General features: G+C 64.0%; 20 protein-coding genes. 8 read left to right on the top strand and 12 right to left on the bottom strand.

The window, feature by feature from the left end:
* The first annotated feature begins 68 nt into the window (after nt 1–68).
* Together RRX38_RS06880 and RRX38_RS06875 are read left to right on the top strand one after the other, a co-directional pair.
* Nucleotides 69–1,754 (top strand): methyl-accepting chemotaxis protein, encoded by a 1,686-nt coding sequence (locus tag RRX38_RS06880; protein WP_410524872.1) that lies wholly within the window; start codon nt 69–71, stop codon nt 1,752–1,754.
* A gap of 199 nt (nt 1,755–1,953) precedes the next feature.
* Nucleotides 1,954–3,435 carry a DUF2235 domain-containing protein gene (locus RRX38_RS06875; RefSeq protein WP_315962025.1) on the top strand — a complete coding sequence of 494 codons (1,482 nt, stop codon included), beginning with the start codon at nt 1,954–1,956 and terminating at the stop codon, nt 3,433–3,435.
* A gap of 41 nt (nt 3,436–3,476) precedes the next feature.
* Here the strand turns inward: RRX38_RS06875 and RRX38_RS06870 are convergent, their stop codons facing one another.
* A complete protein-coding gene (locus tag RRX38_RS06870; RefSeq protein WP_295470162.1) occupies nt 3,477–3,719 on the bottom strand; it encodes a DUF2789 domain-containing protein in 243 nt (80 codons plus the stop codon).
* A 290-nt stretch (nt 3,720–4,009) separates the two neighbouring features.
* On the opposite strand from RRX38_RS06870, the gene RRX38_RS06865 reads away from it, so the two are divergent.
* A complete protein-coding gene (locus RRX38_RS06865; protein WP_315962024.1) occupies nt 4,010–4,477 on the top strand; it encodes a hypothetical protein in 468 nt (155 codons plus the stop codon).
* Between the two features lie 27 nt (nt 4,478–4,504).
* Here the strand turns inward: RRX38_RS06865 and RRX38_RS06860 are convergent, their stop codons facing one another.
* From RRX38_RS06860 to RRX38_RS06830, 7 genes are all read right to left on the bottom strand, one after another.
* Nucleotides 4,505–4,867, bottom strand: coding sequence for a Na+/H+ antiporter subunit G (locus RRX38_RS06860; protein ID WP_315962023.1), 363 nt, complete (start codon nt 4,865–4,867; stop codon nt 4,505–4,507).
* Nucleotides 4,864–5,142, bottom strand: coding sequence for a K+/H+ antiporter subunit F (locus RRX38_RS06855; RefSeq protein WP_315962022.1), 279 nt, complete (start codon nt 5,140–5,142; stop codon nt 4,864–4,866). Before RRX38_RS06855 ends, RRX38_RS06860 begins: the two co-directional genes overlap by 4 nt.
* Nucleotides 5,139–5,627 carry a Na+/H+ antiporter subunit E gene (locus RRX38_RS06850; protein ID WP_315962021.1) on the bottom strand — a complete coding sequence of 163 codons (489 nt, stop codon included), beginning with the start codon at nt 5,625–5,627 and terminating at the stop codon, nt 5,139–5,141. The genes RRX38_RS06855 and RRX38_RS06850 overlap by 4 nt, the downstream gene beginning before the upstream one ends.
* A complete protein-coding gene (locus RRX38_RS06845) occupies nt 5,624–7,303 on the bottom strand; it encodes a monovalent cation/H+ antiporter subunit D (RefSeq protein ID WP_315962020.1) in 1,680 nt (559 codons plus the stop codon). Before RRX38_RS06845 ends, RRX38_RS06850 begins: the two co-directional genes overlap by 4 nt.
* Entirely contained in the window at nt 7,300–7,644 is a 345-nt protein-coding gene (locus RRX38_RS06840; RefSeq protein ID WP_295470175.1) for a Na+/H+ antiporter subunit C, read from the bottom strand. The genes RRX38_RS06845 and RRX38_RS06840 overlap by 4 nt, the downstream gene beginning before the upstream one ends.
* Nucleotides 7,644–10,595 (bottom strand): monovalent cation/H+ antiporter subunit A, encoded by a 2,952-nt coding sequence (locus RRX38_RS06835; protein ID WP_315962019.1) that lies wholly within the window; start codon nt 10,593–10,595, stop codon nt 7,644–7,646. The genes RRX38_RS06840 and RRX38_RS06835 overlap by 1 nt, the downstream gene beginning before the upstream one ends.
* A gap of 253 nt (nt 10,596–10,848) precedes the next feature.
* Entirely contained in the window at nt 10,849–11,766 is a 918-nt protein-coding gene (locus tag RRX38_RS06830) for a DMT family transporter (protein ID WP_315962018.1), read from the bottom strand.
* A gap of 101 nt (nt 11,767–11,867) precedes the next feature.
* Between RRX38_RS06830 and RRX38_RS06825 the strand changes: the two genes are divergently transcribed.
* On the top strand, nt 11,868–12,437 hold the full coding sequence (locus RRX38_RS06825; RefSeq protein ID WP_315962017.1) for an XRE family transcriptional regulator: 570 nt from the start codon (nt 11,868–11,870) through the stop codon (nt 12,435–12,437).
* Nucleotides 12,438–12,800: 363 nt separating this feature from the next.
* On the opposite strand, the gene soxR is transcribed toward RRX38_RS06825, so the two are convergent.
* The gene (gene soxR / locus RRX38_RS06820; protein ID WP_295470182.1) at nt 12,801–13,262 is read right to left on the bottom strand and encodes a redox-sensitive transcriptional activator SoxR; all 462 of its coding nucleotides are present in this window, start codon (nt 13,260–13,262) and stop codon (nt 12,801–12,803) included.
* A gap of 100 nt (nt 13,263–13,362) precedes the next feature.
* Here soxR and RRX38_RS06815 point away from each other — a divergent pair, with 100 nt between their 5' ends.
* A complete protein-coding gene (locus RRX38_RS06815) occupies nt 13,363–13,680 on the top strand; it encodes an antibiotic biosynthesis monooxygenase (RefSeq protein WP_315962016.1) in 318 nt (105 codons plus the stop codon).
* Here RRX38_RS06815 and ssuD read toward each other — a convergent pair whose 3' ends face one another.
* On the bottom strand, nt 13,681–14,826 hold the full coding sequence (gene ssuD, locus RRX38_RS06810; protein WP_315962015.1) for an FMNH2-dependent alkanesulfonate monooxygenase: 1,146 nt from the start codon (nt 14,824–14,826) through the stop codon (nt 13,681–13,683).
* Nucleotides 14,827–15,081: 255 nt separating this feature from the next.
* On the opposite strand from ssuD, the gene RRX38_RS06805 reads away from it, so the two are divergent.
* From RRX38_RS06805 to RRX38_RS06795, 3 genes are all read left to right on the top strand, one after another.
* Nucleotides 15,082–15,978: a Ku protein gene (locus tag RRX38_RS06805; protein WP_315962014.1), complete on the top strand. Its 897-nt coding sequence runs from the start codon at nt 15,082–15,084 to the stop codon at nt 15,976–15,978.
* A gap of 14 nt (nt 15,979–15,992) precedes the next feature.
* Nucleotides 15,993–18,488 carry a DNA ligase D gene (gene ligD, locus RRX38_RS06800; RefSeq protein WP_315962013.1) on the top strand — a complete coding sequence of 832 codons (2,496 nt, stop codon included), beginning with the start codon at nt 15,993–15,995 and terminating at the stop codon, nt 18,486–18,488.
* Between the two features lie 88 nt (nt 18,489–18,576).
* A complete protein-coding gene (locus RRX38_RS06795; protein ID WP_315962012.1) occupies nt 18,577–19,551 on the top strand; it encodes an aldo/keto reductase in 975 nt (324 codons plus the stop codon).
* Between the two features lie 159 nt (nt 19,552–19,710).
* Here RRX38_RS06795 and RRX38_RS06790 read toward each other — a convergent pair whose 3' ends face one another.
* Together RRX38_RS06790 and RRX38_RS06785 are read right to left on the bottom strand one after the other, a co-directional pair.
* Nucleotides 19,711–22,443, bottom strand: coding sequence for a DEAD/DEAH box helicase (locus RRX38_RS06790; RefSeq protein WP_315962011.1), 2,733 nt, complete (start codon nt 22,441–22,443; stop codon nt 19,711–19,713).
* 88 nt (nt 22,444–22,531) lie between these two features.
* Nucleotides 22,532–23,068: a CsiV family protein gene (locus tag RRX38_RS06785; RefSeq protein WP_315962010.1), complete on the bottom strand. Its 537-nt coding sequence runs from the start codon at nt 23,066–23,068 to the stop codon at nt 22,532–22,534.
* Nucleotides 23,069–23,071: the final 3 nt, after the last annotated feature.

Below are 23,071 nucleotides of genomic sequence, written 5' to 3'. Positions count from 1 at the left end.
TTGTGGCCGCCGTTCGTCGTTTTTCCGGCCGCATTCACTTCATGAGGGCCAGCTACCACTAACGGATCATGGCTAATGGCCGTTGTCTGGCGTTTAATCGACTTCTAAAAAGAAGAAACGCAGGGATGAACACCATGGCCGAAAACCTTTCGTTTGCAGGGAAGCTGGCAGAACCCGCCGCGCAGAAACCTCGTTCTTTACCCGCCTGGTTGCTCGGCGCCGCCCAGAGCCTGGGGGTGTGTCTGTTGCTGCTGGCCGCCGGTTCGAGCCTTCTGCCACTGTGGGCGAGTCTGCCCCTGGGCGTGGCGCTGATCTGGCTGCCCTGGCTACGTCGGCCCAGCGTGCAGGCGGGTAGCGTGGCGCAGGCCGATAGCGATATCACCCGGCTGACCCGTGATCTTTCCCACACCACCAGTCACAATGCGCTGTCGGCAGCCAGCGTGTCCTTTGCCGTGCGGCAATTGGCTGACAGGGTGCAGTCGCAGCTCAAGGCCGCCGAACAGGTGAGCGAGAGTGCGCATGTGATGATCGCCACCGAGCAACAGACTGCCCAGTTGAGCCAGCAGGCCCTGGGCGCGGCCAGCGAAGTGCGGCACAGCAGCGAGGCCGGGCGTAGCGTACTGGCCGAATCCATCGAGCGCATGCATCGCCTGAGCCAGCTGGCGCTGGACAGCCGGGAAGTCATCGGTGCCCTCAGCCAGCGCAGTGAAGAGATCCAGCGCGTGGCCCAGGTCATCCAGTCGATTGCCAGCCAGACCAACCTGCTGGCCCTCAATGCCGCCATCGAGGCGGCTCGGGCCGGCGAGCATGGCCGTGGTTTCGCCGTGGTCGCCGACGAAGTGCGGGGCCTGGCCGGGCGTACCGCGACGGCTACCGAGGAGGTCGGGCAGATGGTCGCCGATATCCAGCAGCGTACCGCCCAGGTGGTGGCGCAGATCCAGCAGTTGTCTGCCGACCTGGGCAGCGGCGTCAGCCAGGTCGAGGACACTGGTCGACACCTTGGGCGCATGGCCGACCTGGCAGCGGGCGTCGAAAGCCAGGTGGCGGAAATCGCCCAGGGCGCCCAGACCAATCAGGAGCAACTGAGCCATCTGTTCGTCGCCGTCGACCAGATGCGCAGCGACCTGGCTGTCAGTGACCAGCAGACCACCCGGCTGGCCGAAGCGGCCGTGCAGATGGAGCAGCAGGCCGAAACCATCAGCCAGCGTCTGGCACAGGTGGGCCTGGACGATTATCACCAGCGCATCTACGACCTGGCCCGCGAAGGCGCGCAGCAGATCGCGGCGCGCTTCGAGGCCGACATCACGCAAGGCGTGGTCAGCCTGGATGACCTGTTCGACCGCCACTATCAGCCGATTCCAGGCACCGTTCCGCCACGTTTTCATACCCGCTTCGACCGCTACACCGACCAGGTACTGCCCGAGGTACAGGAGCCGCTGCTCAAGCGCCACGAGGGGCTGGTGTTCGCCATCGCCTGTACCCAGCAGGGCTATGTCCCGACCCACAACGCCGCCTTCAATCAGCCGCTGACCGGCGATCCGGTGTTGGACACCGCGCGCAACCGCAGCAAGCGCAAGTTCGACGACCGCACGGGCATTCGCTGCGGCAGCCATCAACAGGCCGTGCTGTTGCAGACCTATACCCGTGACATCGGTGAACTGATGCATGACCTGTCGGTGCCGATCATGGTCCGTGGTCGGCATTGGGGTGGGCTGCGCCTGGGCTATCGGCCCGAGCAGCATCTCGGGGGCTGAACCACGAGTAGCGCCAGCGTGTCGGGGCGGTCAGCTGGGGGACACAACGGCGCCGCTTAAATAAAACTATTGATGTAGGAAAGTTCTGAAATACATATGAATGCTTGACTGTCGTGGAGTGCTGAGCAAGCTGTTCATTAATGCTTATAACGCGTTAGTGACAAGTTTGTAGTCGCTCGCATCTAAGGATGGATACACGATGAACAATCATATATATGGGCGTGCCGCAGTCGAGGATGACAGGCGGGCGCCACGGCGGGTGACCGCCAGGGTCGGCATTTTCTTCGATGGCACCGGAAATAACCGTGTAAATACGCGAATTGGCGCCGATTGTCGGGCGGCGATGCAGGCGGGCGAACGCCATCACACGGCCGCGTGTGCCGGTCGCCATGAAAAGTCTTCGAGCAGTTACAGTAATGACCTGACCAATATTGCGCGACTGGCCGAACTTTATCGGCAATCGCCTCGTGCCGTGCTGGAAAACAATGAATGGCGAGTTTATTACGCTGTTTATATTGGTGGTGTGGGGACCAAGTCCGGGGGTCGTGACGCGTTGTGGTCGGGGCAGAGTTTCGGGCGCGGTACGACCGGTGTATTGGCCAAAGTGGAAGTGGCCATGAAGAAGTTGAATGCCGCGCTGGCCAGTTTCGCCGTGCACAATCCCGGCTGCGTGATCCAGGCCCTGGAACTGGATCTGTTTGGTTTCAGCCGGGGGGCGGCGTCGGCCAGGCATCTGGTCAACGAGGTGCTCAAGCGTGAGCGCGGTGTGCTGCAAGCGCTGCTGCATGATGGGCAGATCGCCTGGGCCGAGGAGGTCGGCTGGGCGCGGGGCTCCATCCAGGTCATGGTCGTGGGGTTGTTCGACACCGTCGCGGCGATAGGCAGCTGGCGTGACCTGGGCAACGTGCGTGATGCCAGTAACCGGCGGGTCAATCTCTACTTGCCGGCTGGCTGCGCACGACAGGTTCTGCATCTGGTGGCGCGCGATGAACAGCGGCGCAACTTCGCGCTGAACAGCATCCAGCCTGGCTGGTCGCGCGAGATCGTGTTACCGGGGGCGCACTCGGACATCGGCGGTGGCTACCTGCCTTGCATGTTCGAGGACGTCCTGTTGACCCGGCCGCGCACGGCGGTGGTCGACTGCCGCGCGCCTCTCGAGCACAGCTCGCTCTGGCAGCAGGCACAGGCCGACCTGGAGGCACTCGATGGCCAGCGCTGGATCGATCCGGCCGACCCGTCGGCATCCTTGCAGGTGCAGTGTTCGAAAGTAGCCAGTCGTGGCTGTGACACCTCGTTGGGCAAGCAACTGGTCATGGCCTCGGTCTGCCTGCGCCGCGAGGTGCTGGGGCACCTGTCGCGCGTTCACCTGCGGGTCATGCACGCCTTGGCCTGTGATGAAGGGGTGCCGTTCGAAGCCATCACAGACCGCGCGGAACTGGCCTTGCCCGACGAACTGCAGGGCGTGGCACAGCGCCTCATCGCACAGGCCAGGGGCGATGAGGTGGCGCTCAGCACCGCCGAGGAGCTTCTGTTGAGCCGTCGCTACATCCACCATTCGGCGCACTGGCGACCGGTCATCGGCACCCTGGGCGGGCTGGGCGATGCGCTGTTCGTCCATGCGCCGCAGACGGGCGGTCGGGTCATTCATCCCAACGTGGCGCAACCGGGGTACCCGCATTGACGCGATGGAGCGTGCAGCCTGCGTAGCTATAGCCTGTGGGGCTATGAAGCAGGTTTCTCATGCAGGCGCACGTTCAACTCATCGACCACCGGCGCCCAGTCGGCGTCTTCACGCAGTTCTTCCTTGAGAAATCCGGCCTGCTGCGGGGTCCAGAACTCGGCATCGATCAGTTTCACGCCATCGGGCAGTCTATGCTCGGCAATGAATGCTTCGATACTGGCATCATCAAATTCCAGGCCAAGCTGTTCAAATAGATCATTGAGTGTATGAGTGGGCAATTCCATGATCATCTCCTTCAAATAGTTGGATCCATTCTTATCAATCGGAGTGTGTTCGCACTTCAGAGTTCGATCGATATTCACTGTACTTCGACAATTAATATGAACTGTAATCACGCGCCGGGTGCCATAGACGGTGAGAGCCGGTAGAATCACCGCCTGCCTGCATCAGCGGATGCAGAGCGTCTCGGGGATTTCCGGGCTTCTCTCGGCCCTTTCAGGAGTGATAACAGGATCGGTCCACTGCGCGGTATTAACCGGGCGGTTCATTTTTCAGTTTTTCGGGAGTTTTTACTTTGGCTGTAAGTAACCTGGATACGCATGCCTTGTTCGTGCTCGGTGATCTACGTGCAAAGTTGGTTAAGCAGTTTCAATCACGTTTCGTCTATATCGCCGAACAGTCGCCTGAGGGCCTGTACATGGCCGAGATCGACACCGAAAACAACCTGGTGGTCGATGACAAGTCCCGCCTGGAACTCAAGGTAGGCGACCATTTTCGCGCTGCGGTGCTGCCCAGCCGTGAAGGGGGCAAGTTCGAGCTGCGCTTTCGTGACCTCAAGGCGACCATTCATGGCCTGGGCGAGTACGCCTTCGTCGAGACCGACGCAGGCCAGGGGATCGTCTTCAAGCAGGGTCATGCGGTAATGATGGTGTTCGCGGCCCGTGAGGCCTTGCAGACCGGGCTGACCCCGACCCTGAAGGCCGCCATCGCCAAGGCGGCCAAGTGGCGCAAGGGCGAGCTGAACTTCCGCGCCAGCGAATGACCTGCCTGCCGGTCGAATCTTCGGGCTTCAGCCTTCCTGGGCCGGGCGGTCGCCGCTGACCTCTGGCGGTACGTCCTCGCCAGCCATGCGCTTGCGGAACAGACTGGTGCGGGCCAGCAGCAGAGTCGTGACCGGCACCGTGATCGCCAGCAGGATCGGGATCAGCCACGCGTGCATCACCGGTGCCTGTTTGAGGGCTGAGAAATAGATGATCGACGCCAGGGCCACGCACCAGGTGCCGATGGTCGAGGCCAGCGCAGTCGGGTGCATGCGCTGGAAAAAGTCCTTCAGGCGCAACACGCCAATCGCACCGGTCAGCGTGAACAGGCTGCTGGTCAGCAGCAGAATCGCGGTCAGCACCTCGATCCAGTACGGCACGTCGCTGGTCATTCGATCACCTCACCGCGCAGCAGGAATTTGGCCAGGGCGAATGAGCCCACGAAGCCGAACAGTGCGATCAGCAGCGCCGCCTCGAAATAGGTGTCGCTGGCATAACGAATGCCCAGCACCAGCATCATCAGCATGCCGATGATGTACAGGTAGTCCAGGGCCAGCACCCGGTCCTGGGCAGAAGGGCCGCGAAACAGACGCAACAGGGTCAGGACCATCGCCAAGGCGAATATCGAAAGGCTGGCCAGTATCGCCAGGCTGAGCAGGTCACTCATTGGAAGATCTCCATCAAGGGGCGCTCGTAGGTGCTCTTGAAGTGTTCGATGAAGCGCGCTTCATCCTCCAGGTCGAACACGTGCATCAGCAGGATGCTGCGGTCCAGGGCCAGTTCCGACCAGACCGTGCCGGGGACCACCGTACAGACCATCGCCAGAGCTGCCAGGCCATGGGCATCACGCATATCCAGTGGAATACGCACGAAGGCCGAGCGTGGCGGGCGACGCTTGAGCGTCCATACCGAGCGCGCCACCTGCAGGTTCGAGGCCACCACATCGATACCGACATTGAAGATGAGGCGCACGATGGTGCCTGGTTTGCGGACGCGCACCGGCATCGGCCGCAGCGAGGCGAACATCAGTGGGGCGAGAAAGCCCAGCAGGGCGCCCAGCAGGATGTGCCCGGCGCTCAGGGAGAGATTCAGGACCAGCCACAGGCCCCAGAGCGCCAGTGACAACAGCGGAGCGGGGAACAGTCGTTTCATGGCTGCACCTGCGAGGTGTTGAGGGTGGTACCCGGCAGTGGGCGAGTGGCCATTACCGACTGGATGTATTGTTGGGGCTCATGCAGGGTCGCGGCGGTCTGCTGGGTATAGAGCAGCAGCGGCTCGGCCTTGAAGGTCAGGGTGATGCACAGGCCCAGCAACAGCACGATGGGCAGGTACTCGCTGTGGCGCAGTAGCGGCGATGGCGTTTCCCGGGGTGTCCAGAAGCGCTGGATGCCCAGGCGCACGAACGACATCAGTGCCGCCAGGCCAGAAAACACCAGCAGTGCGATGAGCAGCCAGGCTTCCAGCGAGACCGGCGGATTGCTGGTGCTGCCCAGACCCTCGGGGTTGAGCAAGGCATTGAGCAGGGTCAGCTTGCCAATGAACCCGGAAAGCGGCGGCATGCCGATGACCAGAAGGGCGCAGGCGACGAAGCACAAGCCCAGGAAGGCCATGGTCATGGGAATGACCTGGCCGACAACGATGTTCTCTTCTTCGTCGAGGTTGCTGCCGCGCGGTGGGTGCAGAGACTCCAGATTGTGCGGCAACTGATCGGCGTCTTCGTCTTCGCCGTACTGGTTGGCCGAGCGCGTGCGCTCGATCAGCTCGCCGAGCAGAAATAGCGCGCTCAGTGCCAGGGTCGAGCTGACCAGGTAGAACAGCGCACCGGCGGTGAGGCCCGGTTGTGCGAAGCCGATTGCCGACAGCAGGATGCCCGCCGAGACCAGAATGCTCAGGCTGGCCATGCGCTCCAGGCGCTGGGCGGCGATGATCGCTACCGCTGCCGTGGCGATGGTCAGCATGCCGCCGATGATCAGCCATTCGCCACCGAAGAATGCCGAGGCTTCGGCATGCTCGGAGAACAACAGGGTCCACAGACGCAGCAGGGTGTAGATGCCGACCTTGGTCATGATCGCGAACATCGCGGCCACCGGCGCACTGGCCGCCGAGTAGGCCGGCACCAGCCAGAAATTCAGCGGCCACATGCCGGCCTTGGCCAGAAACGCCGTGGCCAGGATCGCCGCGCCCGCATGCAGCAGGCCCCGGTCGGCTTCACTGACCTGGGGGATCTTCACCGCCAGGTCGGCCATGTTCAGGGTACCGGTCACGCCATAGATCAGTGCCGCACCGATCAGGAACAGTGACGAGGCCAGCAGGTTGATCGCGATGTAGTGCAGCCCCGACGACACCCGCGCGCGTCCGGAACCGTGCAGCATCAGGCCGTAAGAGGCCGCCAGCAGCACCTCGAAGAACACGAAGAGGTTGAACAGATCGGCGGTGAGGAAGGCGCCATACAGGCCCATCAGCTGGATCTGGAACAGCGCATGGAAGCTTGCTCCAGCCTTGTCCCAGCGCGCCAGGGCGAACAGCAGCGCACACACGGCGATGATCCCGGTCAGCACCAGCATCAGCGCCGAGAGGTGGTCGACCACCAGCACGATGCCAAAGGGCACTTCCCAGTTGCCTGGCATGTAGACGCCGATCGAGCCCATGCCGCCGCTTTCCTGCACCCACATCAGCAGGCGTATGGCCACGGCCAGGCCGATCATGGTGGAGAACAGATTGATGCGTGCCTTGAGCGGACGATGTTTCTCGCCCAGCCAGAGCATCAGCCCGGCAGTCAGCAGGGGCAGCAGGATGGGCACGATGATCAACTGGTTGATGCCACTCATGCCTTGGGCTCCCGACCGTCCACGTGGTCGGTGCCGGTCAGCCCGCGCGAGGCCAGCAGCACTACCAGGAACAGCGCGGTCATGGCGAAGCTGATGACGATGGCGGTGAGTACCAGCGCCTGGGGCAACGGGTCGGTGTAGTGCAGCAGGTCATGCGGCACGCCGTCCTTGATGATCGGCTCCTTGCCGATGAACAGGCTGCCCATGCTGAAGATGAACAGGTTGACGCCGTATGACAGCAGGCACAGGCCCATGATGACCTGGAAGGTTCGTGGCCGCAGGATCAGCCAGACGCCCGAGGCGGCCAGTACGCCAATGGCAATGGCGATGACTTCTTCCATCACAGAGCTCCTTCTTGTGAATGAACGACGACCGCCGGTGCCGGGGTCGGCGCCCCTAACGGCTTGGGCAGCGAGGTGGGTCGATGGCTGCGCACCGCCTGGTGGCCCAGTGCAGTGAGGATCAGCAGGGTCGAACCGACCACCACGGCATACACGCCGATGTCGAAGAACAGCGCGCTGGCCACGTGCAGGTCGCCGAGAATCGGCAGGTGCAGGTGGGCGGTGTGGGTGGTCATGAACGGGTAGCCCAACGCCATGGCGCCCAGGCCGGTGAGCACCGCGCAGATCAGCCCGGTGCCGATCCAGCGCTGCGGGCGCAGGCTCATGTGCGCTTCGACCCACTGAGTGCCGGCGACCATGTACTGCAAGATGAACGCCACCGACATCACCAGGCCGGCGACGAAACCGCCGCCCGGTTGGTTATGGCCACGCATGAACAGGTACATCGACACCAGGAAGGCGATCGGCAGCAACAGGCGCACCAGCGCCGCCGGCACCATCATGAAGCCCAGCGCGGTGTCGCTGGCACTGCGCGGGTTGACCAGGTCGGTGGCCACGTCGCGAGCCAGCAGACGCTGCTGGGCTGGCAGCGGGATGCTCTCCTTGGGGGGGCGGAAGCGTCGCAACAGGGCGAATACGGTGAGGGCCACCACGCTCAGTACAGTGATTTCACCGAAGGTATCGAAGCCGCGGAAGTCCACCAGCATCACGTTGACCACGTTGGTGCCACCGCCCTCGGGCAGTGCGCGGCTCAGGTAATAGGACGAGATCATGTTCGGTGTCTGCCGGGTGAGCATGGCGTAGGACAGTGCCGCCATGCCGCCGCCGACCACTACCGCCAGGGTGAAATCGCGAACCCGGCGGGCGCGTGCCTTGAATCGCGTACTGGTCGCCGCCACCGCTTCGTTACGGCGTGGCAGCCAGCGCAGGCCGAGCAGGATCAGTACCGTGGTGACCACCTCGACCACCAGCTGGGTGAGGGCCAGGTCGGGTGCCGAGAACCAGACGAAGGTGATGCAGGTCATCAGTCCGCAGACGCTGACCATGATCAATGCCGCAAGACGGTGGTATTTGCCCTGCCAGGCCGCACCCAGGGCACAGGCAATGGCGATCAGCCAAAGGGTCACGAAGACCCCCGAACCGGGGATCTTGGGGCGGTCTCCCCAGGTCAGGCCACTGAAGTACATGGGAATGAACCCCAGCACCACGGCGGCCAGTACCAGCGCAAAAAGCTGTGCCTGCAGGCGGCGCGTGGTCATCAGCCGCTCGAAGCGCCGCGCCCAGTGCATCAGCGCCACCAGCAGGCGTTCGAACGAGCGCTTGCCATTCAGGCGACCGATCAGCGGCGGCCCGGCGAAGCGCTCGCTGCGCAGCGGGTTGCGCAATAGCAGGTAGAGCGCGATGCCGCCGGCCATGGCGATCAGGCTCATGATCATCGGGGCGTTCCAGCCGTGCCAGATCGCCAGGCTGTACTCGGGCAGTTCACCACCGACCACTGGTCTGGCGGCGGCAGCCAGCAGCGGGCCTACCGATTGCGCCGGGAAGATGCCGACCACCAGGCAGGCCAGTACCAGCAACTCCACGGGCATGCGCATCCAGCGCGGTGGCTCATGGGGCAGCAGCGGCAGGTCCTTGGCTGGCGGACCGAAGAATACGTCTACGGTAAAGCGCAACGAGTAGGCCACGCTGAACGCACCGGCCACGGTCGCCACCACGGGCAGGGCCATTTCCACCCAGGCCGAGGACGAAATGAACACCGTCTCGGCGAAGAACATTTCCTTGGACAGGAAGCCATTCATCAACGGCACCCCGGCCATCGCGGCGCTGGCGACCATGGCCAGGGTGGCGGTGTAGGGAATCATCTTCACCAGCCCGCTGAGGCGGCGAATGTCGCGGGTGCCGCTTTCGTGGTCGATGATCCCGGCCGCCATGAACAACGAGGCCTTGAAGGTGGCGTGGTTGAGGATGTGGAACACCGCCGCTACCGCAGCCAGCGGACTGTTGAGGCCGAGCAGCAGGGTAATCAGGCCCAGATGGCTGATGGTCGAGTAGGCCAGCAGGCCCTTGAGGTCGTTTTGGAAGATCGCCGCGAAGGCGCCGAGCACCAGGGTGCAGGCGCCGGCGCCGCTGACGATCCAGAACCACTGCTCGGAGCCGGAGAGTGCCGGCCACAGCCGTGCCAGCAGGAATACGCCGGCCTTGACCATGGTGGCCGAGTGCAGATAGGCCGATACCGGCGTCGGCGCGGCCATGGCGTGGGGCAGCCAGAAGTGGAAGGGGAATTGCGCGCTCTTGCTCAGCGCACCGATCAGGATCAGCGTCAGCAGCACCGGGTACAGGGCATGGGCGCGAATCAGGTCTCCTGCGGCGAGGACCCGGTCCAGATCGTAGCTGCCCACCACATGGCCCAGCACCAGAACGCCGGCCAGCAAGGCCAGGCCACCAGCACCGGTGACCAGCAGGGCCATGTAGGCGCCGCGGCGGGCGTCGTTGCGATGGTGCCAGTAGCCGATCAGCAGGAAGGAGAAAACGCTGGTCAGCTCCCAGAAGAACACGATCTGGATCAGGTTGCCGGAGATCACCAGGCCTAGCATGGCGCCCATGAAGGCCAGGAAGAAGGCGAAGAAGCGTGGCACCGGATCATCCGGTGACATGTAGTAGCGCGCGTACAGCGAAACCAGGGTGCCGATGCCCAGCACCAGCATGGCGAACAGCCAGGCGAAGCCGTCCATGCGCAGGACGAAGTTCAGGCCCAGGCTGGGCAGCCACAGGTATTCCTCGCGAATGACCCCACCATCGGCGATCTGTGGATACCACAGCGCCACCTGCAAGGCGCCGGTGACGGCGATCAGCCCGGCGAGCAGAGACTCGGCGTTACGCGCGTTGTGCGGCAGAAAGGCCGCCAGACAGCTGCCGATGAAAGGCAGAAGCAGTAGAACTATCAGGGACATAGGCTTCTATTCTGCGAAGAAATGTTAAGCATCATACGTGCCAGTATGTTCATCGCCAAACTCGCACCCCGGGTAATTTCCTACAAAAAATGTCTGATGCCATAACAGCATCAGCTCGCTTGGCATCATCCCGGTTGGTCAGTTTGGCAGGAGGGGGTTACAGCAACTGTGACCGTCGCGGTGCAGCGAAAGTCCGTGCGGCCGCGTCAGTGGCCGGGGGGAAGGGGCGCGACAGGCTCGCGCCCGGCGAATGTCACTCGGCCTTGTGAATGACGGCATCGGTCTGCGGCGTGCTGGCAGCCTGGCGTTTTTTCATTTCGCTGACAATCACGCCGACGACGATCAGCGCACCCCCAAGCAAGGCCAGGCCAGGCAGGCGCTCACCGGCCAGGCGCCCGGCGATGCCGGCCCAGACCGGTTCGCCGGCGTAGATGACCGTGGCACGAGTGGGCGAGACGCTTTTCTGCGCCCAGTTCATCGCCACTTGGATGACCGCACTCATGGCGCCCAGGCCGAGGACGATGCCCAGCAGTTGCCAGGAGAACGTCGGCAGGCGCTCGCCAGTGGGGACCACCATCAGGAACGCCAGGGCCGAGGCCGTGGCCAGTTGCACCACGGAGATGCGGCGCACGTCGACCTGCCCGGCGTAGGCGCTGATCAGGATGATTTCCGCGGCGATGGCCACGGCGCTGATGATGGTGGCGATCTCGCCGGGGCTGAAGTTCAGCGCTGCGCCCTGCGGGCCTGACAGCAGGATCAGGCCAGTGAATGCCAGCATGATACCCAGGCTGGGCATCAGCCCAGGGCGACGCCCCAGCACCAGCCACTGCAATAGCGGTACGAAGGGCACATAGAGGGCCGTGATGAACGCCGACTGGCTGCTGGGAATGCTCTGCAGGCCGACGGTCTGCAAGCCGTAGCCGAGCATGATCGCGGTGCCGATGAACAGGCCGGCACGCAGTTCCAGCAGGGTCAGGCCACGCAGGGCCTTACCCGACACCAGAGCGACGAACAGTGCAGCGGCGGCGAAGCGCAGGCCGACGAAGAACATCGGGCCGCTGAGGCTCATGGCGTGCTGGACGAGCAGGAAAGTGCCGCCCCAGAGCATGGTGATGAAGATCAGGACAGCTTCTGCCTTACTGATGTGCGGCAGGCGGGTGGGCGATTTCATGACAGTACCGGTGTGAAGTCTTGCAGGACGGGAACGCTGCGCCGCACAATGCGCCGCAAGATGAGCAGTATAATGCGCAACCGCTTCGAGTGAGCAATATGATGCACAAAGTAAATTCGCACCGTGCGCCGGTGCTGCAGCACGTGGGGCACAACGTGCGCCGCCTGCGCAATGCTGCGGGTCTCAGCCAGAGCGCGTTGGCCGATGCCTCGGGCGTCAGCCGGCGCATGCTGGTAGCCATCGAGGCGGGTGAGAACAATGTCAGCCTGGCGACCCTGGATCGTGTGGCAGAGGCCCTGGATGTCGCCTTCAGCGATCTGATCCAGGCGCCTGACGTCCAGGACCACAGCCGCATTAACGAGCTGGCCTGGGCTGGCGGTCGGCCGGGCAGCAAGGCCGTGCTGCTGTCCAAGGCACTGGCCCGGCGTGAGGTGGAATTGTGGGAGTTCAGTCTGGAGCCGGGCGACTGTTACCAGGCGGAGTCGGACCCCGAGGGCTGGAGCCAGCAGGTCTATGTCATCGAAGGTCAGCTGACGTTGCAACTGGGCGGCGGCGAGCAGCCCCAACGGATCGAGGCTGGCGAATTCTTCATGTTCTCCAGTCACCAGACCCACGCATTTCACAACCGAGGTGCCGCGCTGCTGCGTTTCGTTCGCACCGTGGTGCTGTAGTCCAAGCCCTGTGGGAGCGAGCTTGCTCGCGAACAGGTCAGCAAACCCCATGAATCTGCTGTGAACGTGACGCCGCCTTCGCGAGCAAGCTCGCACGGTCTAACTGAGCAGTATTGGCTTTAGCCGCAGTAATGATCAGTTAGGCCGGGTAGGAGCGGCTTCAGCCGCGAAGCGACCGCATGTTCACAACAAATACAGTGATTTTCCTGGCGCTTTCGCGGCTAAAGCCGCTCCCACCGAGCCCCATAACGACGAACTGACCCGTATTGGCTTTAGCCGCGAAGGGCGGGCAACCTCTGCTTATCTGCAGGGGCCGAGCGAAATCTTCCGCGGCTGAAGCCTACCGACCCATATGTCGTTGTCTCAAGACTGCTCCAGCAACTGCGGCCCGCTGCCCTGCCGGCCCAGTGTGTCGCCCTGGTTGCGCAGCGGGCAGGCTTCCATCGACAGGCAACCGCAACCGATGCAGCCGGTCAGTTGATCGCGCAAGGCGGTCAGTTGGCTGATGCGTTCATCCAGTTCGCTGCGCCACTGCCCGGAAAGCTTCTGCCAGTCGGCAGCAGTGGGGTTACGCCCCTCCGGCAGCGCCTGCAAGGCGGCGTGAATGCTGGCCAGTGGAATGCCCAGGCGCTGGGCCACCTTGATCAGCGCCACGCGGCGTAGCACTTCGCGGGGATAGCGGCGCTGATTGCCAGCGTTGCGCTGGCTGCTGATCAATCCCTTGCTTTCGTAGAAGTGCAGGGCGGTGACCGCCACGCCGCTGCGTGCGGCCAGCTGGCCGACGCTCAGGTAAGGCCGGGGCTTGCCGACCGCTGATTGATCCATGTTGCAACCCGCCTCTTGACCTCTAGTTAACTCGAGGTTTTAACCTGCGCGCCTGTCCCTTGCAACATCTTGCATGGCCGCATCATTCATGGAGATTTTCATGCCCGTCTACAGTCAAGTCGTCGAATTCAGCATCGAGCCACGTCAGCAGTCGGGCCTGGTAGCTGCGCTGGCTGCAGTGGACCAGCGTTTCACCCGTACCTGCCCCGGTTTCATCACTGCCAGCGTGCAGGCCAGCGAAGATGGCCTGCGGGTCCTGCATCAGGTGCTGTGGCAATCGCGTGAGGCCTGCGAAGTCGCGTTGCGCAATCTGGAGCCGGGGGTGGCCGATCTGCAGCAGTTGATCCGCCAGCATCGGGTCAAGGCAGCGGTGTTCGGCAGCTACCAGGTGCTCAGCCAGATCGCCAGCAACGGTTGATCAACGTGTGGCCTGCTGCGGGGGCAGGTCGTTGGCGACCATCTCGCCGAACGGGCCGGTCAGGTTGGTCAGCCCGCGACCGGCGAGGCTGGCGTAAGGCTCGGGCAGCAACGGAAAGACCAGTTCGGCGAAGCGGTAGGCTTCTTCCAGGTGCGGGTAGCCGGAAAAGATGAAACTCTCGATACCCAGGTCGGCATATTCCTTGATCCGCGCCGCCACTTCCTGAGGGTTGCCCACCAGCGCGGTTCCCGCGCCACCGCGCACCAGGCCGACCCCGGCCCACAGGTTGGGGGCGATTTCCAGGTTGTCGCGTCGGCCAGCGTGCAGCGCGGCCATGCGCCGCTGGCCTTCGGAGTCGAAGCGGGCAAAGGACTTCTGTGCGGCGGCGATGGTTTCGTCACTGATCGGTTCGATCAGCCGCGCCGCAGCATCCCAAGCCTGTTCACTGGTTTCGCGGACGATCACATGCAGGCGAATGCCGAACTTCACCGTACGCCCGTTGCGCGCCGCGCGTTCGCGCACGTCGGCGAGTTTGGCGGCGACGGCGGCAGGGGGTTCGCCCCAGGTCAGGTAGACGTCGACCTGCTCGGCGGCCAGGTCGTGGGCAGCCTCGGACGAGCCGCCGAAGTAAAGTGGCGGGTAGGGTTTTTGCAGTGGCGGATACAGCGCCTTGGCATTTTCGACGTGCAAGTGCTTGCCCTTGAAGTCCACGGCTTCACCCTGCAGTACCCGACGCCAGATGCGCAGGAATTCGTCGGTCACCTCGTAACGCTCGCTGTGGCTGAGGTGTACGCCGTCGCCACGGTTCTCGTCCGGGTCACCGCCGGTCACCACGTTGATCAACAACCGCCCGCCCGACAGCCTGTCCAGCGTCGCGGCCATGCGTGCCGATACGGTCGGAGAGATGATCCCAGGCCGTATCGCTACCAGGTAGCGCAGGCGCTGGGTCAGGGGCGCCAGGGCCGAGGCCACCACCCAGGAGTCCTCGCAGGAGCGACCAGTGGGGATCAGTACGCCGTAGTAACCCAGATCGTCAGCCGCCTGTGCGACCTGCTTGAGGTAGTTGAGGGTCACCGGCCGGGCACCTTGGGTGGTGCCCAGGTAGTGGCCATCGCCGTGGGTGGGTAGAAACCAGAAAACGTTCATTACAGGTCCTTGCAGGCGGGGCGGCTGGGAAAATGTCAGCCCTGTTATAAGAGCTGATATTTATTCCGTAAAAGAACTTAAATTAATACTTTTAGATTTTTATCGAATATATCGGCGTCACGGTCTCTGTCGCGGCAGGTCACTGCCTTGCGCTCACCTTTGCGACACTCGCTCAAGGCACGGTCGTCTCCTCGCTGAAACTTTGCGTCGCCCTTGGCAGTCATCCACCAGGCAGACAACAGGGAGCTGCTGGACATGGCAAGGGCAATCTGGAAAGGCGCAATCAGCTTCGGGCTGGTGCATATCCCGGTGGCACTCATCTCGGCCACTTCCGCGCAGGGCGTGGACTTCGACTGGCTCGACAAGCGCAGCATGGACCCGGTGGGCTACAAGCGGGTCAACAAGGCCACCGGCAAGGAGGTCAGCGCCGAGAATATCGTCAAGGGCGTGGAGTACGAGAAAGACCGCTATGTGGTGCTCAGCGAGGAGGAGATTCGTGCGGCGCACCCCAAGGCCACCCAGACCATCGATATCTTCGGCTTCGTCGACAGCCAGCAGATTCCCCTGCAGCACATCGACCGGCCTTACTTCCTCGCCCCCACGCAACGCGGCGAGAAGGTCTATGCCCTGTTGCGTGAAACCTTGCACGACAGCAAGCGCGTCGCACTGGCCAATGTGGTGCTGCACACCCGTGAACACCTGGCAGCGGTGATGCCGTTGGCCTCCGCGCTGGTACTGGTGCTGCTGCGCTGGCCGGCCGAGGTGCGCGATATGGATGACACCCTGGAACTCAGCGAGGCGGTCACCGATGTCAGCCTGAGCAAGGCCGAACGCGACATGGCCCGCAAGCTGGTCAAGGACATGAGTGTTGACTGGCAGCCACAGGATTACCGCGACACCTTCCAGGAAAAGATCATGGCCCTGGTGGAGACCAAGGCCAAGCACGGCAAGCTGCATACGGTCAGTGACGAAGAAGCGCCCGATGAGCGTCGCCAGGCCGATGTGGTCGACCTGACCGAACTGCTGCGCCAGAGCCTGTCAGGCAAGAAAGCCACACGCAAGAGCCCCGCCGGCAAGGCGGGTGGCAAAGCGCAGAGCACGACTGGCGCGGGCGGTGGCGCCAAGGGCCAGCGTCGCCGCCGGGCCAGTTGAGCAAGGAGTCGAGCATGCCCAGGCCGATCAGCGAATACACCCGCAAACGCCGCTTCGATATCACCCGCGAACCGCCAGAGCCTGCCAGCCGCCCCAAGCGCAGCGGGCGTGGGCAGGCGCTGAGCTTCGTGATCCAGAAGCATGACGCCAGCCACCTGCACTATGATTTTCGCCTTGAACTGGACGGCACCCTGAAGAGCTGGGCGGTGCCCAAGGGGCCAAGCCTGGACCCGAGCCAGAAGCGGCTGGCTGTCGAGGTGGAGGATCATCCGCTGGCCTATGCGCGTTTCGAAGGCCGTATTCCTGAAGGGCAGTATGGCGCCGGTGAGGTGATCGTCTGGGACCGCGGCACCTGGCAACCCCATGGCGACCCACGGCAGGGCTATGAAGCCGGCAAGCTGGAGTTCACCCTGGAGGGCGAGAAACTGGGCGGCGACTGGGCTCTGGTGCGCACCCGGCTGAAGGGCAGTGGCAAGCGCCAGCAGTGGCTGCTGATCAAGCGCCATGATGCCGTGGCACGCTCGGCGGGCGAGGGTGACATTACCGCCGAGCGTCCAGACAGCGTGCTCAGCGACCGACGCCTGGAAGACCGACCCCAACGCGCCGCTCCTGCCAAGCCGCAGCGCCGAAAGGCGGCCTTGCCTGATACGCTGGCACCGCAATTGGCCAGCTTGATGGACACCCCGCCAAGTGGGGCCTGGCTGTACGAGATCAAGTTCGACGGTTATCGCATCCTCGCTCGTGTCCGCGACGGCGAGGTGCGCCTGTTCAGCCGCAACGGCCATGACTGGACCGCGCGCATGCCCCGGCAAGCCAAGGCCATCGCGGCGCTGGGGCTGGGCGACAGCTGGCTCGACGGCGAGGTGGTGGTACTGAACCGCGACGGTTTGCCGGACTTCCAGGCCTTGCAACAGGCCTTCGACCAACACAGTGACCAGGACATTCTCTATTACCTGTTCGATGCGCCCTGGCTGGACGGTAAGGACCTGCGCGAGCAGCCGGTGGAGCAGCGGCGTGCCGCGCTGGAAAAGAAACTTGCAGGACGCCGCGGCGAGCTGTTGCGGTTTTCCCAGGCGTTTGCCGCCCGCCCGCAGGAAATCATCGAAAGCGCCAGCGCCATGGGCCTTGAAGGAGTGATCGGCAAGCGCAGTGGCAGTTTGTATGCAAGCCGTCGCAATGGCGACTGGGTCAAGCTCAAATGCCGCATGGGCCAGGAGTTCGTCATCGTCGGCTACACCCCGCCACAGGGCAGCCGCGGCAGCTTCGGCGCGCTGTTGCTGGCGGTCAACGACGCCGAGGCCGGTGGCCTGGTGTATGCCGGGCGGGTCGGCACCGGCTTCAGTGCCCTGGCACTCAGACAACTCAAGGAGCACCTCGACCCGTTGCGCTGCAGCCGTTGCCCGCTGATACGCGAACCCTCCGCCAGCAGCGTGCGCCAGGCGCATTGGGTCGAGCCACGGCTGGTGGCCGAGGTGCAGTTCGCCGAGTGGACCCGCGAGGGTGTCCTGCGCCAGGCCTCGTTCATCGGCCTGCGCACTGACAAGTCGGCACACGAGATTGTCCGTGAACACCCGCGTCCGCCCGCCGCGCCCAACGCTCAGGCACCCAGCAAGGGCGGTAGTCGGGTGGCCGCTGTGGCGATCAGCCACCCGGAGCGGGTCGTCGATACGCGTAGTGGCACCCGCAAGATCGAACTGGCGCAGTACTACGAAGCGGTCGCCGATTGGCTGCTGCCAGAATTGGCCAGGCGCCCGGTGGCGTTTCTGCGTTGTCCTGAAGGCATCGCAGGCGAGCAATTCTTCCAGAAGCATGCCCAGGGCCTGCGAATCCCGCACATCACCCGCCTGGACCCCACCCTGGACCCGGGGCACGCGGCACTGCTGCAGATCGATAGTGTCCAGGCGCTGGCTGGCGTGGCACAGATGGGTGTCATCGAGTTGCACACCTGGGGTGCCACCAGTGATCGTATCGAGACCCCGGACCGCCTGATCCTCGACCTGGACCCCGACCCGACACTGCCCTGGCAGCAGATGATCGAGGCCACCCAGATGCTGCTGGCGGTGCTCGATGAACTGGGGCTTCAGGCCTTCATCAAGACCAGCGGCGGCAAGGGCATGCACGTCGTCGTGCCGCTGTCCCGCCGCGCCGGATGGGACGAGGTGAAAGGCTTCGCCAAGGCGCTGGCCGAGTTCATGGCCCGCCAGCTGCCCGAACGTTTCACGGCAACGGCGGGCCCACGTAACCGGGTGGGGCGGATTTTCATCGATTACCTGCGCAATACCCGTGGCGGCACCACGGTCGCGGCCTGGTCGGTACGCGCACGGCCAGGCCTGCCCGTATCGGTGCCCATTCGTCGTGACGAGCTGACAACGCTGACGTCCGCCGGCCAATGGCACATCGGCAATCTCGGCGAGCACCTGCGCCAACTGCATGAAGACCCTTGGGCGGGTTATCACAACCGCCAGCGCATCACCCAGGCGATGTGGCAGCGTCTGGGCGCCGGAGCCTGAACGGTGAGGACATCTTGCGTTGCGAATCCGCCCACAGCGGCTAGGGTCTGTGTAAAGCCGTTGCCGTCAGACCCGCAAGGAGTTCCGCATGCGCCATTGCTCGAGCCTCACGCGCCGCCGCCTGCTGACCCTGGCTGCCGGCGCCGCCGCCGTCCTGGGTATCGATTCGGCCAGCGGTGGCGAACGTCCGGCGACCTTGCCTGCGCCTAACCCTTCCTCGCGTCTTCCAGGAGGCCGCGCCATGCAGACCCGTGTCATCCCTTCCAGCAATGAGCCCTTGCCGGTGGTGGGCCTGGGCACCTACCGCGGCTTCGATGTGGCCACCTCCAGCCCGGCGTACAAGCAGTTGCGCGAAGTGCTCGACGCACTGTTCGCCGCCGGTGGCAGTGTCATCGACAGTTCGCCGATGTATGGCCGTGCCGAGCAGACCACCGGTGAGCTGCTGTCGATCCATGAGCCGCGCTCACCGGCCTTCCTCGCCACCAAGGTCTGGACCCGCGGGCGCCAGGAGGGCATCGCGCAGATGGAAGAGTCGTTGCGCCTGTTGCGCACCGATCGCATCGACCTGATGCAGATTCACAACCTGGTCGACTGGCAGGCCCATCTGCCGGTATTGCGTGAATGGAAAGCCGAGGGACGAATTCGTTACCTGGGTATCAGTCATTACACGGCGTCGGCCTACGATCAGGTCGAGGCGGTGCTCAGGGCCGAGCAGCTGGACTTCCTGCAGATCAACTACGCGCTGGATGATCGCGCCGCCGAAGCGCGCATCTTGCCGTTATGCCGCGAGCGCGGTGTCGCGGTGATCTGCAATCGCCCGTTTGGCGGCGGAGGGTTGTTGCGCAGCCTGAAAGACAAGCCGCTGCCGGGTTGGGCGGCGCAGGTCGAGGTCAACAGTTGGGCGCAACTGGCGCTGAAGTTCATCCTGGCGCACCCGGCCGTGACCTGCGTGATTCCTGGGACGGGCAACCCGAAGTACATGGCGGAGAACGCTGGCGCGGGTTTTGGTCCGACCCTGAGCGATGCCCAGCGCCAGCAACTGATCGCCCTGGTCAAAGGCTGACCCGCCACGACAGGTCGGTCAGACGCACTCCGGCTTTTGCTGGAGCGAGCGTGTTCGCGAAAAGGCTGGTAAGCCCGACTCATCTGTTGCGAGCCTGCCGCGATCATCGCGCGCAAGCTCTGCCGGCCTGACTGACGATTGCTGTGGTTGAGGCCGCGCCTACCCCGCTTGGCGCCGCGCTTTTTTCGGGGCGGGGGGCAGGGGGGCGAAGAGGGCCTTGAGGTCGTCCTCGCCAAGTTTCCAGTCACCCTGGCTGCGGCCTTCCAGAACGCCGGCGGCAAGCGCCGATTTTTCCTGCTGCAGGCGCTGGATCTTCTCTTCCACCGTGCCCCTGGCGATCATCTTATAGACGAACACCGGTTTGTCCTGGCCGATGCGATAGGCGCGGTCGGTGGCCTGGTTCTCGGCGGCCGGGTTCCACCACGGGTCGTAGTGGATCACGGTGTCGGCGGCGGTGAGGTTCAGACCCGTACCGCCGGCCTTGAGGCTGATCAGGAACACCGGCAGGCGGCCTTCCTGGAATTCGCGGATCGGCGTGCGCCGGTCGCGGGTCGAGCCGGTCAGCAGGGCATAGTCGATGCCGCGCCCCTGCAGTTCCTGCTCGATCAGTTCCAGCATCGAGGTGAACTGCGAGAACAGCAGGATGCGCCGCCCTTCGGCCAGCAGCTCTTCGAACATCTCCATCAATCCGGCCAGCTTGGCCGAGCTGCCATGGCGCGGGTTGACCGGCATGTCGTTGACCAGGCGCAGGTCGCAGCACACCTGGCGCAGCTTCAACAGTGCTTCAAGGATGACGATCTGGCTGCGCGCCATGCCCTTGCGATCGATCTCGTCGCGGACTTTCTTGTCCATGGCCAGGCGCACGGTTTCGTACACGTCACGCTGGCTGTCGTTGAGTTCCACCCATTGGATGATCTCGGTCTTGGGCGGCAGCTCGGTGGCCACCTGTTCCTTGGTGCGGCGCAGCAGGAACGGCTTGATTCGCGCGTTGAGATGCTGCAGGCGTGCAGCATTGCCATGTTTCTCGATGGCGGTGCGGTAGTTGCTGTTGAATTCCTTGCTGCTGCCCAGCCAGCCGGGCATCAGGAAGTGGAACAGCGACCAGAGTTCACCCAGGTGGTTTTCCAGCGGTGTGCCGGACAGGCACAGGCGCTGGCGTGCGTTGAGTTGCCGCGCGGCCTGGGCGGCCTTGCTCTTGGGATTCTTGATGTACTGTGCTTCGTCGAGGATCAGCACATGCAGCGCCAGCTTTTCCAGGTGCTCGACATCCCGCGGCAACAGCGCGTAGGTGGTGAGGATCAGATCGTAGCCCTGCAGATCGTCCAGCTCCTGGTGACGCTGCGCGCCGTACAGCGCCAGGACCTTGAGCTGCGGGGTGAAATGCGCCGCTTCATCCAGCCAGTTGCCGATCAGGCTGGTGGGCATCACCGCCAGCGCCGGGCGGTCGAGGCGCCCCTGCTGCTTTTCCAGCAGCAGGTGGCTGAGGGTCTGCAAGGTCTTGCCCAGGCCCATGTCGTCGGCCAGGATGCCGCCCACTTCCAGTTCGCGCAGCGCCTGCATCCAGCTCAAGCCTTCCAGCTGGTAAGGCCGCAACTGCGCGTTGAGGCCGTCGGGCAGGCTGACCGGCGCATCCTTGATGCGTGCCAGGCGCTCGGCGAAGTGGCGCATGCGCTCGCCGCCTTCCCAGGACAGCGGCAGGTCGTCCAGCTCGTTGAGGCGGGCGGCATCGGCGGCATTCAGGCGCACGCTGGTGTTGCCCGCTTCGCGCCAGAAGAATTCCCCCAGGGTCGCCAGCACCGGCTTGAGACGGCCATAGGGCAATGCCACTTGCACCGGGCCACCGCCTTGCTGGGCGAAATGGTGCAGTTGCACCAGCAGTTGTTCTTCGTCACCGCGGCGTGCCACGTCGGCCGGGTTGATCAACTCCGGGTGGCTGCGCAGCAGGTTGACGAGGATCGGCAGCAGACTCAGGCGTTCGCCGTTGACGATGATGCCCAGTTCCAGGTCGAACCAGTTGCGATCATCCTGCTCGTCGATCACCGCGTACCAGTCGTCCACCGGCGTGACGTCGAAGCCGAAGCCATCGCGGATGTCGATTTCCCAGCCTTCGTCACGCAGTTTCGGCAGGTCGTCGAGCACGAAATGCAACCAGGCCTTGTCGCCTGGCAGCTCGTACATTTCCCCGGCGCTGTCGGGCAGGGCCTTGCTCTGCCGGGTGGCGACCTTGAAGCCCAGGTCGGTCAGGCGCTGGCGGTACTGTCGTTCGCGCTCGCCCTGGCGACGGATGCGCAGGATTTCCGTGGCGGTGGTTTCGAGGATGTCGCTCTTCTGGTTCACCAGGTCACTGCCCAGCGTGCTGGTCAGAATGCTCACGTGCGTGGTGCCGGTGGCGTAGTGCTTGCCGTAGGCGAAGGCCAGCGCGGCACGGTGCTGAATCTGCCGCTGCATGCGACCGTTGCGCGGTTCGAAGGCGGTGAACTCAAGGCTGGCGAGGATCAGCCGTGGGCGCGGCTGCAGGTCGTCGATCAGTCGCTCTGGCAACGCAGGCGGGCTGTCTTCGACTGCGGCCGGGCGGGCGAGGGCGAGCGCCTGGCGGTTGGCCGGGCTGCTGAGAAATTCCAGCGCGGCAACGCAATGCTTGCAGTCCCGGCGTACCGGGCAGGTGCAGGTGCAGACCAGGTAGTGGCGGGTCTGTGCCGGGTCCTTGAAGATCAGTGACTGGCTGTAGCGCTCGCCAGCGCTGCCCAGGCAACGGGTACGCACCACCTGGTCGCCGACCTGCTCCAGGCTGACGCGATTCTGCCGGGCATAGGTGCGTCCGCGCTCCAGAGTCTGGGCTTTGAAGAATTGCGTCCAGGCGCTGGCCAGGACTTTTTCGAAAATCGATGACACCGGTGTGTGAGGCCCTGCGGTCTTTTAACGAGGCGGGCAGTGTACCCGCCTTTTGCTGCGGAGGTGAGCGGGCGTCGCCGCCCAGGCCTCAGAGCGACGATACCTTGATCAGCAGGGCGAGGCTGCCGTAGTCGAGGAAGGTCAGCTCGCCGTTCTTGACCCGGGCGTTCTGCTTCAGGCGTTCGCTGCCCAGCAGGATGCCGTGGCTGTCGAGCTGGTTGACCCAGAATTCAGCGTCGAAGTCGGTGAAGCGATCGATGGCCACGCTCAGGGTGCCCTCCACCGCGAAGTGGCCGAAGCGCTCGTCGCCCTCGGTCACCGCCATCACGCTGGGCTCGCTGCCGATGGTTTGCTGCCAGGCCTTATGCAGCAGCACCTGGTACTTGCCGCTGGCTTCGAGCTTCTGCGCCGTGGCGTCGAGGGCGGTGGCACGCTGCTCGGCCTGGCCGACCCGTGGCGCGCCGCGATCCCAGTGCTCGGGAGCCGGTTGCGGGGTCGCCGCCGGTTCGCCGATCTGGCGGAACAGAATGGCCTCGACCTGGTAGTGGTCGGCGGCGAAGGCCGGTGCTGCAGCGCAGGCCAGCAGCACGGTGAACAGCAGGATCAATGAACGGTACAGGCGCATGCA

The organism is Pseudomonas sp. DTU_2021_1001937_2_SI_NGA_ILE_001, from assembly GCF_032463525.1.
Classification (GTDB): domain Bacteria; phylum Pseudomonadota; class Gammaproteobacteria; order Pseudomonadales; family Pseudomonadaceae; genus Aquipseudomonas.
Note: the sequence above shows the minus strand (reverse complement) of the source record. Positions and strands in the feature narration are given on the sequence as shown.